Annotated in this window: 16 protein-coding genes; 15 read left to right on the plus strand and 1 reads right to left on the minus strand. The window is 28.9% G+C overall.

Annotation, left to right across the window (positions count from 1 at the left end):
* Nucleotides 1-42 precede the first annotated feature (42 nt).
* On the plus strand, nucleotides 43-879 hold the full coding sequence (gene rsmI / locus ACTTAQ_RS01495) for a 16S rRNA (cytidine(1402)-2'-O)-methyltransferase (RefSeq protein ID WP_440694927.1): 837 nt from the start codon (nucleotides 43-45) through the stop codon (nucleotides 877-879).
* Nucleotides 872-1,480 carry a BON domain-containing protein gene (locus ACTTAQ_RS01500; RefSeq protein WP_440694929.1) on the plus strand — a complete coding sequence of 203 codons (609 nt, stop codon included), beginning with the start codon at nucleotides 872-874 and terminating at the stop codon, nucleotides 1,478-1,480. The genes rsmI and ACTTAQ_RS01500 overlap by 8 nt, the downstream gene beginning before the upstream one ends.
* Here the strand turns inward: ACTTAQ_RS01500 and ACTTAQ_RS01505 are convergent.
* On the minus strand, nucleotides 1,477-3,756 hold the full coding sequence (locus ACTTAQ_RS01505; RefSeq protein WP_440694931.1) for an NADP-dependent malic enzyme: 2,280 nt from the start codon (nucleotides 3,754-3,756) through the stop codon (nucleotides 1,477-1,479). The two genes, ACTTAQ_RS01500 and ACTTAQ_RS01505, sit on opposite strands and share 4 nt — an antisense overlap.
* Nucleotides 3,757-3,825: 69 nt before the next feature.
* Between ACTTAQ_RS01505 and murJ the strand changes: the two genes are divergently transcribed.
* From murJ to trmB, 13 genes are all read left to right on the plus strand, one after another.
* Nucleotides 3,826-5,355, plus strand: a complete 1,530-nt coding sequence (murJ, locus tag ACTTAQ_RS01510) for a murein biosynthesis integral membrane protein MurJ (protein ID WP_440694933.1) — start codon at nucleotides 3,826-3,828, stop codon at nucleotides 5,353-5,355.
* Nucleotides 5,352-6,353: a tryptophan--tRNA ligase gene (trpS, locus tag ACTTAQ_RS01515; RefSeq protein WP_440694934.1), complete on the plus strand. Its 1,002-nt coding sequence runs from the start codon at nucleotides 5,352-5,354 to the stop codon at nucleotides 6,351-6,353. Before murJ ends, trpS begins: the two co-directional genes overlap by 4 nt.
* Complete coding sequence (locus ACTTAQ_RS01520) at nucleotides 6,353-6,814, plus strand: universal stress protein (protein ID WP_440694937.1); 462 nt, start codon at nucleotides 6,353-6,355, stop codon at nucleotides 6,812-6,814. Before trpS ends, ACTTAQ_RS01520 begins: the two co-directional genes overlap by 1 nt.
* A 38-nt stretch (nucleotides 6,815-6,852) precedes the next feature.
* Complete coding sequence (locus ACTTAQ_RS01525) at nucleotides 6,853-7,392, plus strand: NifU family protein (RefSeq protein ID WP_440694939.1); 540 nt, start codon at nucleotides 6,853-6,855, stop codon at nucleotides 7,390-7,392.
* Nucleotides 7,385-8,554, plus strand: coding sequence for a glucosaminidase domain-containing protein (locus ACTTAQ_RS01530; RefSeq protein ID WP_440694941.1), 1,170 nt, complete (start codon nucleotides 7,385-7,387; stop codon nucleotides 8,552-8,554). Before ACTTAQ_RS01525 ends, ACTTAQ_RS01530 begins: the two co-directional genes overlap by 8 nt.
* Nucleotides 8,555-8,559: 5 nt before the next feature.
* Nucleotides 8,560-9,075 carry a hypothetical protein gene (locus ACTTAQ_RS01535; protein WP_440694943.1) on the plus strand — a complete coding sequence of 172 codons (516 nt, stop codon included), beginning with the start codon at nucleotides 8,560-8,562 and terminating at the stop codon, nucleotides 9,073-9,075.
* A gap of 18 nt (nucleotides 9,076-9,093) precedes the next feature.
* Nucleotides 9,094-9,528, plus strand: a complete 435-nt coding sequence (locus ACTTAQ_RS01540) for a Fur family transcriptional regulator (protein ID WP_009373050.1) — start codon at nucleotides 9,094-9,096, stop codon at nucleotides 9,526-9,528.
* On the plus strand, nucleotides 9,525-10,832 hold the full coding sequence (miaB, locus tag ACTTAQ_RS01545) for a tRNA (N6-isopentenyl adenosine(37)-C2)-methylthiotransferase MiaB (RefSeq protein WP_440694945.1): 1,308 nt from the start codon (nucleotides 9,525-9,527) through the stop codon (nucleotides 10,830-10,832). The genes ACTTAQ_RS01540 and miaB overlap by 4 nt, the downstream gene beginning before the upstream one ends.
* A 5-nt stretch (nucleotides 10,833-10,837) precedes the next feature.
* On the plus strand, nucleotides 10,838-11,806 hold the full coding sequence (locus tag ACTTAQ_RS01550; protein WP_440694947.1) for a PhoH family protein: 969 nt from the start codon (nucleotides 10,838-10,840) through the stop codon (nucleotides 11,804-11,806).
* Nucleotides 11,806-12,258 carry an rRNA maturation RNase YbeY gene (ybeY, locus tag ACTTAQ_RS01555; RefSeq protein WP_440694949.1) on the plus strand — a complete coding sequence of 151 codons (453 nt, stop codon included), beginning with the start codon at nucleotides 11,806-11,808 and terminating at the stop codon, nucleotides 12,256-12,258. The genes ACTTAQ_RS01550 and ybeY overlap by 1 nt, the downstream gene beginning before the upstream one ends.
* Nucleotides 12,255-13,100 carry a hemolysin family protein gene (locus ACTTAQ_RS01560; RefSeq protein WP_440694951.1) on the plus strand — a complete coding sequence of 282 codons (846 nt, stop codon included), beginning with the start codon at nucleotides 12,255-12,257 and terminating at the stop codon, nucleotides 13,098-13,100. The genes ybeY and ACTTAQ_RS01560 overlap by 4 nt, the downstream gene beginning before the upstream one ends.
* 56 nt (nucleotides 13,101-13,156) lie before the next feature.
* Nucleotides 13,157-14,314, plus strand: coding sequence for a methionine adenosyltransferase (metK, locus tag ACTTAQ_RS01565; RefSeq protein ID WP_440694953.1), 1,158 nt, complete (start codon nucleotides 13,157-13,159; stop codon nucleotides 14,312-14,314).
* 133 nt (nucleotides 14,315-14,447) lie between these two features.
* Nucleotides 14,448-14,951, plus strand: a complete 504-nt coding sequence (gene trmB, locus ACTTAQ_RS01570) for a tRNA (guanine(46)-N(7))-methyltransferase TrmB (protein WP_440694989.1) — start codon at nucleotides 14,448-14,450, stop codon at nucleotides 14,949-14,951.
* Nucleotides 14,952-14,972 lie beyond the last annotated feature (21 nt).

Consider the following 14,972-nt stretch of genomic DNA (forward strand, 5'->3'; position numbering starts at 1 on the left):
TATTTCGAACAGTTATACATAATTATTATATTTGTTAAATTTATGAACATCCACAAAACAAAAATTGTACCTGCATTATATATTGTTTCTACACCAATTGGTAATCTTGGAGATATTTCAAAAAGGCAACAAGAAATATTGTCAGGTTCAGATTATATTTTGTGTGAAGATACGAGAGTAACATCCAAATTACTTAATTTTCTAAATATTAAAAAAAAATTAATTTCATATCATTCATTTAATGAAAAAAATAAAACTGATAAGTTAATAAATGATCTTAAAGAAAACAAAATTTTATCATTGGTATCTGATGCTGGAACACCAGCGCTAAGTGATCCGGGTCAGATAATTATTTCAAAATGTCACGATGAGGGGATTAAGGTTATTCCAATACCTGGGCCATCAGCGATCACAGCTTCAATGTCTGCATCTGGTTTTAATGACAATTTTTATTTTTGTGGATTTATGCCAAAAAAAAATAAGGAAATTGAAAATTATTTATTAAAGTTAAAACCAATCAAAGCATGTTTAGTTTTTTTTATGCCTGCAAGAGATTTAAGAAAAAATTCGGAATATTTGATAAAGTTTTTTAATAAAACAAAATTTTTCTTAGCTCGAGAAATAACTAAAGTTCACGAAACTTATATTAGAGATGATATTAAAAATATAATTAATTACATTGATGATAATGACAAAGGTGAAATGACACTGATCATTGACAATTCTGCTTCAGAATTGAGCAAAGATATTGATTTAGATAAAGAAATAAAACTTTTAATTGGAAAGATGAGCTCAAAAGATATTTCGGAATACTTATCAAAAAAACTAGAAATAAATAAAAAATCAATTTATCAAAGAGTTATTGATCTAAATGACTAAATATTTTTTTTATTTTTTATTAACTCTATTGGTAAGCGCATGCGTTCCAGTTGTTGGAGTATCAACTATAGGTATAATTAAAACTGGTGTTGAAGTTGCTGACGACCCCAGATCGTTAGGTAGAATTGTTGATGATAATGTTATTGAAAAAAAGTTTTTATATAAAATTTCTCAAATTGATGAAAAATATTTGTTAAAAATTAAAGTTAATTCAATCGACGGAAGGTTTATTTTAAAAGGTAATGTCGAGACAATTGATGAAAAAATTAAAATGACAAAAATTGCCTGGGAGACAAATGGAGTCAGATCAGTTGAAAATATTATTAAAGTAAACGATCAAAGTTCATTAACCGATAAAGCTAAAGATTTATTAATTACTTCGCAATTTAAAGTAGCGCTAATTGCACATAAAGAGGTTAAATCGAATAATTTTAGTTTTACAACAATTAATAAGAATTTATATATTTTTGGAATTGCGAGATCTGAAGATGAGCGAAAAATTGTAATAAATGAAGCAAAGGCCGTTCAAGGAATAAAAGAAGTGATACCAAGCATTTTCTTAAAAGAAGATCTTGCTAATAATCAAAGAATAGCAAATTAGTATTTTATTATTTCTGAAGAATAAGCTGCAATAGATGCAAGATTTAAAATTTCTGAGCTAGATGATCTAAGAGGAGCAACTTCTATCGGTTGGGCAAGTCCAATTAATAGAGGACCAATTACTTTACCACCACCTAATTCTTTAAGCATCTTTGTTGAAACTGCAGCAGCATGAATTGATGGCATGATAAGAACATTTGCATTTCCTACAATTTTTGAAAAAGGATATGTAGATTGAAATTTTGGATTTAAAGCTACATCTGGCTGCATTTCACCATCAAATAAAAAATCTACTTTTCTTTTTTCTAACATTTCAACAGCTTGTCTTACTCTTTTTGTTCGTTCAGTCTCTGGTTGACCAAATGTTGAATGAGATAATAGTGCAACTTTTGGATCGAAACCCAAAATTTCAGCTACTCTTGCACTTGAAATTGCAATTTCTACTAATTCTTCTGATGTGGGAAATTCATTTACGTTTGTATCTGCTATTAAAATTGTTTTTCCCTTTGATACATATAAACATAAACCAAAAAGTATTTCATTTTCTCGAGAGCCAACTGATTGGGCCAATTTATCAACTGTTGCAGAAAAGTGTCTCGTATTACCCGCGACCATTCCATCAGCGTCACCACATGCAACCATACAAGATCCCCATGTGACTCTGTCAGATTTTACCATTTTATCACATTCTTTTTCCAAGATACCTTTTCTTTGCAATTTTTCATAAAGATAGTTTTTATATTTTTCTGATTTTTCAACATCTGAAGAGTTTGTTATCTCAATATTAAAATTTTCATCTAAACCTATTTTTTTTAAAGACTCATTTAATTTTTCTTTATTTGCAATTAATATAGGTTCACCTAATCCATAATTTTTAAACGCAATCGCAGCCTTTAAACTTTCTTCATCTTCACCCTCTGCAAAAACGATTCTTTTTTTAGTCTTTTTTATTTTTGAATTAATTCCCTGCATCAGTCCTACAGATGGATCAAGTCTTGCTTCTAGCTCATCAATATAAGCATCAAAATCTTTAATTGGTTTTTGAGCTACACCGCTATTCACAGCAGCTTTTGCGACTGCAGTAGGAATTGTTGTGATTAACCTAGGATCAAAAGTAGACGGTATTATGTAATTTTTTCCGTAATGAGGTCTGTCACCACCATAGGCCGCAACAACTTCATCCGGGACATCTTCTCTAGCTAGTTTTGCTATGGCTTGAGCTGCAGCTACTTTCATTTCTTCATTTATAGTTTTTGCTTGTACATCTAATGCTCCTCTAAAAATATATGGAAAACCAATTAAGTTATTTACTTGGTTTGGATAATCTGATCTTCCTGTAGCTATTATTGCATCATCTCTCACTTCTAAAACTTTTTCTGGTCTAATTTCTGGTTCAGGATTTGCACATGCAAATATGATCGGATTTTTTGCCATTGATTTAATCATATCTTGAGTAATTGCTCCTGCAGCAGACAAACCTAAAACTACATCAGCACCTTTGATAGCTTGTTCTAAAGTTCTATCTTTTGTATCAATTGCATGTTTAGATTTCCACTGATCGACTCCTTCTCTTCCACGATAGATAACGCCCTTCCGGTCACACATTGTTACGTTTTCATTTGGCACCCCAGAGTTTTTAAAAAGCTCAGTACAAGCAATAGCCGATGCACCTGCACCATTAACTACTATTTTTACATCTTTAATTGACTTGCCAGAAATATCTAATGCATTAATCAATCCAGCTGTTGTAATAATTGCTGTACCATGTTGATCGTCATGAAAAATGGGAATATCGACTAATTCTTTTAATTTTTGTTCAATAACAAAACAGTCTGGTGCGCCTATGTCTTCAAGATTAATTCCTCCAAAAGAGCATGCAATATTGCTTACAGTTTTAATAATATCCTCAGCATCTTGTGAGTCCACTTCGATGTCTATTGAGTCAATGTCAGCAAACCTTTTAAATAATACTGACTTTCCCTCCATTACAGGTTTTGAGGCAAGAGCGCCAAGATTCCCTAAACCTAAAATTGCTGAACCGTTACTTACTACTGCAACTAAATTTCCTTTGCTTGTATATTCATAAGCAGTTTGTGGATTTTTAGATATTTCTAAAACAGGAACAGCTACACCGGGAGAATATGCAAGTGACAGATCTCTTTGAGTTGATAATTGTTTAGAAGATATAATTTCTATCTTTCCAGGCTTACCCTGAATGTGAAAATCTAATGCTTCTTTATCAGTATATTTCTCTATTGTTTCTTTTTTTTTAGGCATTCAAAGTTTTGTCGTATTATTATGGTGGAAGATTATTAATCCAGAAGATATGAGGTGTAAACAACTTATATGAATATTTTAAAAGCAGTCAGTTCTTTTGGCTCATTAACACTTCTCAGCAGGGTCTTGGGTTACTTTAGAGATATATTAATAGCAATATTTGTTGGTACCACAGCAATGGCTGATGCTTTTTTTGTAGCCTTTAGACTTCCAAACACATTTAGGAGATTGTTTGCAGAAGGAACGTTTAATGCTGCTTTTATTCCTATTTATACAAAGCTGAAAGCTAAGAAAGACACTAAAAAATTTACAAATTTAGTTTTTAATTTTTTGTTAATAATTTTGTTAATTTTAACTTTAATTGCGGAAATTTTTATGGGTGGATTTATTTATTTAATTTCACCAGGTTTTGCATCAGATCCTGAAAAATTCAATCTAGCAATACAATTAAGTCGTATAACTTTCCCTTTTCTACTATTTGTATCATTATCTTCTTTTTTTTCAGCAATATTAAATTCTAATGGAAAATTTGCAGTAGCAGCTGCAGCACCAATTATTTTAAATTTATTTTTAATTTTAGCAATTTTTTTAGCCAAATCTTTCGATCAATCATTTGTAAAATTTATGTCGATAGCAGTATTTTTAGCAGGATTAATTCAATTAATAATTTTAATAATTTATTGTAAAAAATTCTTTTTTCCTAAAATTGATTTGATTATAAAATTTACTAATCAAGTTAAAATTTTCTTTAAAAAACTTCTACCTAGTATTTTTTCGTCAGGAGTAATGCAAATTAATATTTTAGTTGGAACCATAATAGCTTCATTTCAATCAAGTGCTGTTTCATACTTATATTATGCCGACCGTATATATCAATTACCACTTGCTATATCGGGAATTGCAATTGGAACTGTAGTTTTGCCAGTTTTGAGCAAAGTCATAATTAATGAAACACAAAACAATGTTTACTTCATACAAAATAGATCTGTTGAGTTATCTGTATTTTTATCAGCACCAGCAGCTATGGGAATTATTGTTGGAGCAGAACAAATAATTTCCTGTCTTTTTGGATACGGATCTTTTGATCAGGACAGTATTAATAATACTGCAAATGCTCTAGTTATTTTTGGTTTTGGCTTACCAGCTTTTTCACTTTTAAAATTATATTCTAATTTTTATTTTGCTAGAGGAGATACAAATTTTCCATTTAAAGTTTCTGTGTTTACTGTTGTGACTAATATTTTGATAAGTATTATATTTTTTAAAAAATATGGTTTTTTATCTATCGCTGCTGGGACAACTATTTCATGTTGGCTGGCTATATTTATTTATAAATTCAATTTAAAAAAAAACAAATTTCATTTATCGGATAAACTTTTTATCGAAAGATTTTCAAAGATTATAGCCTCTTCACTTATAATGGGTGCAATTTTATATTTTCAATTTTTCTATTTTAGAGAGGAGTTTTCATCTACATCTGTAAGCAAAGTTTTTTATTTATTTTTTGTGGTTGGAGATTCGATTATTGTCTATTTTCTTATAACTTCGTTGTTTAAAGCTTTTAGTATACAAGATTTTAAGTTAAAAAATTATAAATGACTTCAAAAAGAGTTTTATCAGGTATTCAGCCAACTGGTAATTTGCATCTTGGTAATTATTTGGGCGCAATAAAAAACTTTGTAACTATGCAAAATGATTATGAGTGTTTTTATATGTTGGCAGATCTACATGCTATTACAGTTTCTGTAAATCCAGACGAACTAAGAGAAAATATTTTAAATACAGCCGCAACTTTTTTAGCGTGTGGATTGGACGAAAAAAAAAATATTATTTTTTGCCAATCACAAGTTCAAGCGCATTCTGAATTGTCTTGGATTTTAAATTGTATCGCACGTGTTGGTTGGCTAAATCGAATGACTCAATTTAAGGAAAAGGCTGGTTCAAACAAAGAAAAAGCAAGTGTTGGATTATATACATATCCAATATTAATGGCTGCTGATATTTTAATTTATCAGGCAACACATGTTCCTGTTGGCGAAGATCAAAAACAACATTTAGAACTCTGTAGAGATATAGCAACTAAGTTTAATAATGATTATAAAAGTGATTTTTTTACAATTCCAGAGCCAATAATTCCAAAATCTGTTGCTCGAATTATGAGCTTAAGGGATGGAACTAAAAAAATGAGCAAGTCTGAAGAGTCAGATTTATCTCGTATAAATTTAACTGATAGCAAAGATCAAATTATGCAAAAAGTTAAAAAAGCTAAAACTGATAGTGAACCGATTAATGAAAGGATACTAGCATTAGATACTAAAAGATATGAAGCTCAAAACTTAATTAAAATTTATGCAAGTTTAAATTCAGAGAGTCCAGAAAAAATTATAAAGAATTTTGATGGCAAAAGCTTCTCAGATTTTAAAAATAGTCTTGCAGAATTATTAGTAGAAAAAATAAGTCCAATTTCAGACAAAATTAAAGAATATAAAAATGACAAAGAGCAACTTATAAAAATTTTAAAAAATGGAAACGAGCAGGCATCAAATACTGCCAATAAAACGATCATCGAAGTGAAAAAAATTGTAGGATTAATTTAATGAAAAAAAAGTTTTTAGTTGTAGTAGATAATAGTAAAGAGCTAAAAAATGCAATCCACTTTGCGGCTCAAAGAGCAAAGAATACTAACGGTAGTTTATCTATGCTTTATGTCATTGATCACGCAATTAATGCTCAATGGTCAAAAGTTGAGCATTTAATAGAACAAGAAGAAACTAGTGAAGCTAAAAAAATATGCCGATCATGGGCACAAAAAATAAAAGAAAATTTTGGGATTGAAACTGAGATAATTCTTAAATTAGGTAAAAGAGATGATGAGATAATAAAGGTCTTAACTGAAGACAGCGATATACGTTTCTTAGTTCTTGCAACCTCTGAGGAAAGTGAAAACCCCGGTCCTATAATTAAATCCTTATTATCTAGTAAAATGAAAGATTTATCCATACCCGTTGTTTTAGTTCCTGGCTCTATGAGCGAAAAAGATATAGATTCTATTGTATAAACATTGAAAAATTGAGCCAAAAATAATACTTAAAGCCGATGATAAATGTAGTCGACACACCCAATCCAGATACTAAAAAATTTGTTTTTGATCAGACGATTGTAAAAATTGGTTCAAAAGAATTCAAAAAAAGTGATCAGTCAAAAATTGATTTGGTAAATGATTTATTTTTAATTAAAGAATTAGAATTAGTCTATTTAGATAAAAATTTTATTTCTATTAAAAAAAATAAAGACTCATCATGGGACGATATTGTTCAAGATATTCTAGAAACGTTAAATAAAAGGATTTCTGAAAATTTTAATGCTCTATCTTTTGAAGAGGAAAGTCAATTTACAGATGATATTTCAAAAAGAATTGAAGAAGTTTTAAATGAAAAAATTAGACCCGCTGTTGCTATGGATGGCGGTGATATTAGATTAAAATCATTTAAAGATGGGGTTGCTGAGGTGATGTTAAAAGGAGCTTGTGCGGGTTGTCCGAGCTCAACTGTAACATTAAAACATGGAGTGGAAAGAATGATCAAGCACTATGTTCCTGAAGTAACTTCAGTTGAAGCATTTAATATTAATGAGTAAAAAAAAATATAATTATCTAAATCATTTAATACTTACAGCTAAAAAGTATGAGGTAGAAGAGTATCTTTTTTATGAGGAGAAAGGACGTAAGCTTACAGCTAAACAAATTGAATTAATTTTATTAAGGAATGGTATAGCCATTCCAAAAGACGAAACTCCAAGATTATCAAAAGAACAAACACAAAGAGAGTCATATTTCAATTTAATGAGAGCAGGACTGATGGTTGCCTGTGTTTTTGCACTGGTATTATTGCCTGGAGTTATTCAAAAAAATACTGCCTTAGTAAAGTCGACTTATGCTCAAAAAGAACTAGCCTCAGTTAAGATTGAAGAACCAAAAGAAGATGTTGAAAATAAGTTTTTTGAAGAAAGAGACACCAGAGGTTTCAATACGCCTCATGCAAGAAGTGTCTTAGCTTTATTCAATGAACTAAAATATGATTTAAAAGAGATAAGGGATGGGAAACCTGTTAAGCCTGTATTTTTCACTCAGCTTCCGCGAGGTATAAATGAATTAGAAAATATTCAAAATCGAAAAAAGATATTTATACAAATTGTTTTGCCTTTAGTATTATCTGAAAATGAAGATATTTTAGCAGAGAGAAAAAAAATATTATTTTTATCAAAATCTTCAAAAATTTCTAAAACCGACAAAAACTGGTTAGAAGAAAAATTTAAATACTACAAAGTTAAGAGTGGTGACTTTAATTTACTGTTGGAAAGAGCTGATATCATTCCACCGTCACTCGCAATAGCTCAAGCAGCATATGAAAGTGGTTGGGGCACATCAAGGTTTGCGCTGGAAGGTAATTCCTTATTCGGTCAAAGAACTTGGAAGAAAAACGCAGGAATTATTCCTTTGGATAGAGATGAAGATCAGTCATTTAAAGTAACAAAATTTGATATTATTAGAGCTTCGGTTAAAGCTTATAAAAAAAATCTAAATACTCACAAATCATACGAAGGACTAAGACAAGAAAGATCAAAAATGAGAAATGATAATTTAGAAATTTCTGGTCTTGAGCTATCGAAGCATCTAGATAAATACTCTGAAATTAAAGATAAATATGTTTTTTATTTACAAAAGATTATTGAGCAAAATAGCCTTACAGATTTTGATAAATCCATTCTTCTTCCAACAAAAAAATTAAATTTAGCGTAAGCTAAATGGTTAAAAATAAATCGTTAATAATTAATTTTACTTTAGGCAATGGATCTTTTTTTCTAATTTCAGATAACAAAACTTTTACTAAAAAAATTAAAAATTTGCATAAAACAGAAAAATTACCATTAGTATTTTTTGATTTTTTAAAAAAAAAAAAACTAAAGCTAGATAGTTCTTTCGTAATTTATGTAAATGTCGGACCTGGTCAAATAATTTCAATAAGAAATTCTATTGTTTTGTCAAAAATAATTTCTCTAGTATTTGGTTGCAAGTTATTAGCTTTTAACAATTTTGATTTATTAAATGCAAAAAAACATAAAAAGACCAAAGCTTTAATTTCTCTTAAAAATCAAAATATATTATTAAATGTAAAAAATAAAAATATTAATAAAATAAAAAAAGAAGATTTAGCAAAATTTAACAATTATAAGTCAAATTTGGAATTAAATATTAAAGACATAAAGTCTTTATTATTGAAGAATAGATTTGCTAAGAAAATTGTACCAATTTCATTCTAGTTAAAATATAATTCACAAATGATTAAAACATCTCCATTTGCGATAAGTTTGGAAAAAATTTGCCAGGACCGAGGCTTAAGGTTAACAGATCAAAGAAAAGTTATCGTAAGATTATTAGAAGAGACTATTTCAGACACAAAGTTTCATCCTGATGTTGATGAAATATTTAATAGGGCTGTAAAAATAGATAAAAAAATTAGTGTTGCTACTGTTTACAGAACGGTAAAGTTACTTGAAGAAAACGGAATTATTGAAAAACATGATTTTAAAGCTGGTAAAGCAAGATATGAAGTTGCAACAGAAAATCATCACGATCATCTAATAGATGTTAATTCAGGTGAAATTATTGAATTTGTAGATGATGAGATTGAAACTTTAAAAAAAAAAATTGCCAAGAGGTTGGGCTACGAGCTCATTGATCATCGTTTAGAGCTTTATTGTAAAAAAAAATGAATCAAAAAAAATTCTATATTAAAACGTTTGGGTGTCAGATGAATGAATACGATTCAAATAAAATTTCTGATTTAATGAACAGTATTGCATATCAAAAAATAGATAAGATTGACGAAGCTGACTGTTTTATTTTCAACACTTGCCATATTAGAGAAAAAGCAACTCAAAAAGTTTATTCAGACATTGGCAAAATAAAAAAAATTTATAAAAATAAGAAAAAACCAATTTTTGTTCTTGCTGGATGTGTAGCACAAGCCGAGTCATCTATGGTTTTTGAAAAAAGTGATTATGTTGATATTGTTGTAGGACCTCAGGCTTACCACAAATTACCCTCTTTAATTAAAAGCTTCCAAAGCAACAGACAAAGATCTGTTGAAACCGAACTGGATGTAGATGGAAAATTTGATGTTTTAAAAAATTTAAAAAATACTAAATCGAAAATATCAAGTTTTGTGACTATACAAGAAGGTTGTGATAAATTTTGCAAATTTTGTGTTGTGCCATACACACGTGGTCCAGAATTTTCCAGAGATCATAATAAAATATTAGACGAAATTTTGTTGTTAACAGATAACGGTACTAAAGAAATTGTTCTTCTTGGCCAAAATGTTAGTGCATATAAAAATAATGATATCTCTTTGGCAAAATTAATAAAAAAAATAGCAAAAATTAATAATGTAAAAAGAATAAGATTTACGACTTCACATCCAAATGATTTTGATCAAGAATTAATATCTTTATTTGGAGAAGAGCCTAAATTGATGCCACAACTGCATTTACCGGTTCAATCAGGTTCTGATAAAATTTTGAAACTAATGAATAGAAATCATACCCGTTCAGATTATTTAAACCTTATAGAAAAATTTAGAAAAGAAAAATCAGATATTCAGTTTTCAAGTGATTTTATAGTTGGATTTCCAGGAGAAACTAATGAAGATCATCTTGATACAATAAATTTAGTTAAAGAAGTAAAGTTTTCACTATCTTATTCATTTATTTATAGTCAAAGGCCAGGTACACCAGCCACAAATTTAAGTGAAGTAGACAATAATATATCACAAAAAAGATTAGAAGAACTACAAGGTCTTTTGTTCAAACAGCAAATTGAGTTCAATCACTCTATGATTAATCATGAGAATAGTGTTTTGTTTGAGAACAAAACACAAAATGAAGAACAATTTTTTGGTCGCAATCAATATATGACGCCAGTATTTATTAAAAATACTGTAATTAAAGCTGGCGAAATAAAGAAAATTTTTATAGAAAATGCTAATAGAAATAATTTATTTGGCAGAATAGCGTAAATTAATTGACAGCAAACCTTTTTCAAATCATAGAAAACGATAGTTTATCAACTAGCTTATATGTAAACGACAATAAGGCTTTAAATAGAATTGTTGGTGTTCAAGACTCGTTTTTAAAAGTTTTAGAAACATTATCTGGAACAGTAATTAATTTAAGGGGAAATTTAATTACAATTAAGGGTGATAACTCTAAAAGCAAATTAGTTATAAATACAATTAATCAAATGTTACAAAAGTCATTAAGCAAAGAACTTGAAGAAGAAGATGTAAAATCTTTATATCACTTTGAGTCGTCATCAAATAATGATGTGTTAGCTAACGATGTTGTTATAAAAACGCCAAGAAAAAATATTTTTGCAAGAACTGAAAAGCAAAAAACTTATATTAATAATTTAGCAAAAAATAGCATAATTTTTTCTCTCGGACCAGCTGGTACCGGTAAAACTTATTTAGCCGTAGCTGTTGCTGTGAGTAAATTAATGAGCGGTGAAGTCAAAAAAATTATTTTATCTAGGCCTGCTGTTGAGGCAGGTGAGAATCTTGGTTTCTTACCAGGTGATTTGAAAGAAAAAATTGACCCATATCTCATACCGCTGTACGATTCTCTTTATGAGCTAGTAGGCTATGAGAAAATGCAAAAAAAAATTGAAGATGGAACTGTTGAAATTGCTCCATTAGCATTTATGAGAGGAAGAACCCTAAAGGATTCTTTTGTGATTTTAGATGAAGCACAAAATGCTACCGACACTCAAATAAAAATGTTTTTAACTAGACTTGGAAAAAATACTACTATGGTTGTTAATGGTGACCCTAGTCAAATTGATTTGCCTGGATCAAAATCCTCAGGGTTATTAAAGTCTATCAACATTTTAGATGATATAGATGAGATAAAAATTACCAGATTTGACACTTCAGATGTTCAAAGACACCCTCTTGTATCAAAAATTATTGATGCTTATAAAAAAAATCAATAATGCATAAAATTCATATATCTTGCGATTCAAAAATCTGGCTTAAAGATTCGACTAATGTTGAGAAAAAAATAAAAAATATTTTAAAGAAAAGCATCATGAGTGAGAAAAAATTTTTATCTAAAAATATTGAAATTTCTGTTTTATTGACGAATACAAAAAAAATGACCTCATTAAATTACAAGTATAGAAATAAAAAAAAAGATACCGATATTCTCTCTTTTCCTAGTGAAAAACCTAGTTTTTTTAAAAAAAAATTAAAACAAAAAAATATATACTTGGGTGATTTAGCTTTATCCTTCAACTATATAAAAAAACAAGGAATTGAATTTGAAGAATATTTAAAAAAAATGCTTGTTCATGGCTTTCTTCATTTGATTGGTTATGATCATGATAATGAGAAAAATTTTTTAAAAATGGAAAAGATACAAAACAAAATATTAAAATTAGCATGAGTAAAAAAGAAAATTTAAATATAATTTCTAAACTTATTAAAAAAATAAATTTTTTAGGTAATAATCAGAGTTTAAGAGATAGTATTAAAGATGTTATTGATGAAAAATCAAACGAGGAAAGTCAAAATATAGACTTAAGTTCTAAAGAAAAATCAATTTTATCAAATATTTTAAGTATCAATAAATTAAAAGCAGATGATGTAATGATACCAAGAGCTTCAATTATTGCGATTTCACAAGACTCTTCTTTTCAAAATATTATAGATACAATTGATAAAGAATCGCATTCAAGAATGCCTGTATTTAGAAAAGACCTTGATGATGTGTTGGGTATGATACACATAAAGGATATAATTAAATTCTCAGGATCAAATCATAATGATTTTAATATAAAAAAAATTATGAGAGAGGTCTTATTTGTTCCTCCAACAATGCCTGTTATGAATTTATTATTAAAAATGCAAGCTACCAAACTTCATATGGCTTTAGTTATAGATGAGCATGGTGGAACTGATGGATTAATTACGATTGAAGATGTTATAGAGGAAATTGTAGGAGAAATTGAAGATGAACACGATAAAGATGATGATTTTAATTTTAAAAAAATAGACTCTAATACTTTTGAAGCAAAAGCAGATATGACGTTAGACGATTTTAACCATGAGTCAAACTTGAGTATTGTTGAAGAAAATGTTGATACTCTGGGGGGGTATATATTTTCCAAGATTAACAGAGTTCCTTATGCTGGTGAGGTAATCAAGGTGGATAATACTTATCAATTTGAGATTATTGAAGCTGACCCTAGAAAGATAAAAAAAATCAGAATATTTAAAATTCTTTAAGATTACAATTTAGATTTGACAACGTTAAAGATTGTTTATAATTGCTAGTTCAAATTATGAAAGATTTCATCTTTACATCAGAATCAGTTTCAGAAGGTCATCCAGACAAAGTTTGTGATAAAGTTTCAGACACTATAGTGGACCTGTATTTATCCAAATTTAATGAAAGCAGAGTTGCTTGTGAGACTTTAACAACGACCAATAAAGTTGTTTTGTCGGGTGAAATTAGAGGCCCAGAAATTAGTTCTGAAGAAATTGAAAAAGCAGTGAGGAATACAATAAAAGAAATTGGTTATGAACAAGAGGGCTTCCATCACGAAAAATTAGAATTTTTTAATTATTTACATGCTCAATCAACTGACATTGCTCAAGGAGTAGATTCATCTGGAAATGAAAAAGATGAAGGTGCTGGTGACCAAGGAATTATGTTTGGTTATGCTTGCAATGAAACAAAGGAATTAATGCCAGCTCCAATCTTATATTCTCATAAAATTTTAGAAGAGTTAGCGCATGTACGTAAGTCAGGGAAAGAAAAAGGATTAGGACCAGATTCAAAAAGCCAAATATCTGTTGTTTATAAAAATGGAAAACCAACAGGTGTTTCTTCAGTAGTAATTTCAACTCAACATGATGAAAAGTTAGATCAGAATGATGTAAAAGAAATAGTAAGACCTTACGTAAAAAAAGTTTTGCCAGAAGGTTGGGATTGTCCGGAAGAGCAATTTTATGTAAACCCAACTGGCAGATTTGTAATCGGAGGACCTGATGGTGATACAGGATTAACAGGTAGAAAAATCATAGTTGATACATACGGAGGAGCAGCTTTACATGGCGGCGGTGCTTTTTCAGGAAAAGATCCAACAAAGGTTGATAGATCTGCAGCTTATATTTCAAGATATTTAGCTAAAAATATTGTTGCAGCAGGAGTCAGTGATAAATGCGTAATTCAATTATCTTATGCAATAGGAGTTTCGCAACCACTATCAATTTATATTGATCTATTTAATGGCGATCAAAAACTATCTGAAAAAGTAGAAAGTGTAATTAGAAAAGAAATTAACTTAAGTCCAAGAGGAATAAGAGAAAAATTAAATTTAAATAATCCTATTTACAAACCAACAGCAGCTTATGGTCATTTTGGAAGGCAGCCAGGTGCTGATGGAACATTTACTTGGGAAAAAACTGATATTGTTGATTTGTTTAAAAATATTTAATGATTAAAGAGAGACTTTTTTTCGGTCGTTTGCAATCAAGAACACTTTCTCAAGAAAAAAAAAAATTTTAAAAAAATTCATTAATAAACAAAAAATTACAAAATCTTTTTTTAATAAAAGAAAAAAGATTATTATTGAAATAGGTTCTGGGGTTGGGGAAAATTTATTTTTTTTATCAAAAAAATATAAAAAAAACTTGGTAATAGGAATTGAGCCATTTAAAAATGGTTTAGCTAATACGGCATATTATTGTTCAAAAAATAAAATCAAAAACGTATTTTTATTTCCATTTGTTTTTCAAAAATTCGAAAAAAAATTCAAAAACTACTGTTTTGATCAATGTTATATTTTTTTTCCAGACCCATGGCCAAAAAAAAGACACCATAAAAGAAGACTAGTTAACTATCAATTTTTAAAATTACTTATCTCTCATTGTAATTCTAAAGGGACAATTTATTTCGGTTCTGATAATTACAATTATTTTAATGACGTTAAGAATAAGTCTAAATCATTGAAAAAGGAGCTTAAAATATCTGTAAAAAGCTACAAAAAAACACCCACTATAATCACAAGATATCATGCAAGAGCTTTAAAATTGAAGAATAATATAAATTTTTTAAAGATTGATAAAATTTAAATTTTCGTTTATTTACCTTGT

It is taken from the genome of Candidatus Pelagibacter sp. HIMB109, assembly GCF_052048155.1.
Taxonomy (GTDB): domain Bacteria; phylum Pseudomonadota; class Alphaproteobacteria; order Pelagibacterales; family Pelagibacteraceae; genus HIMB114.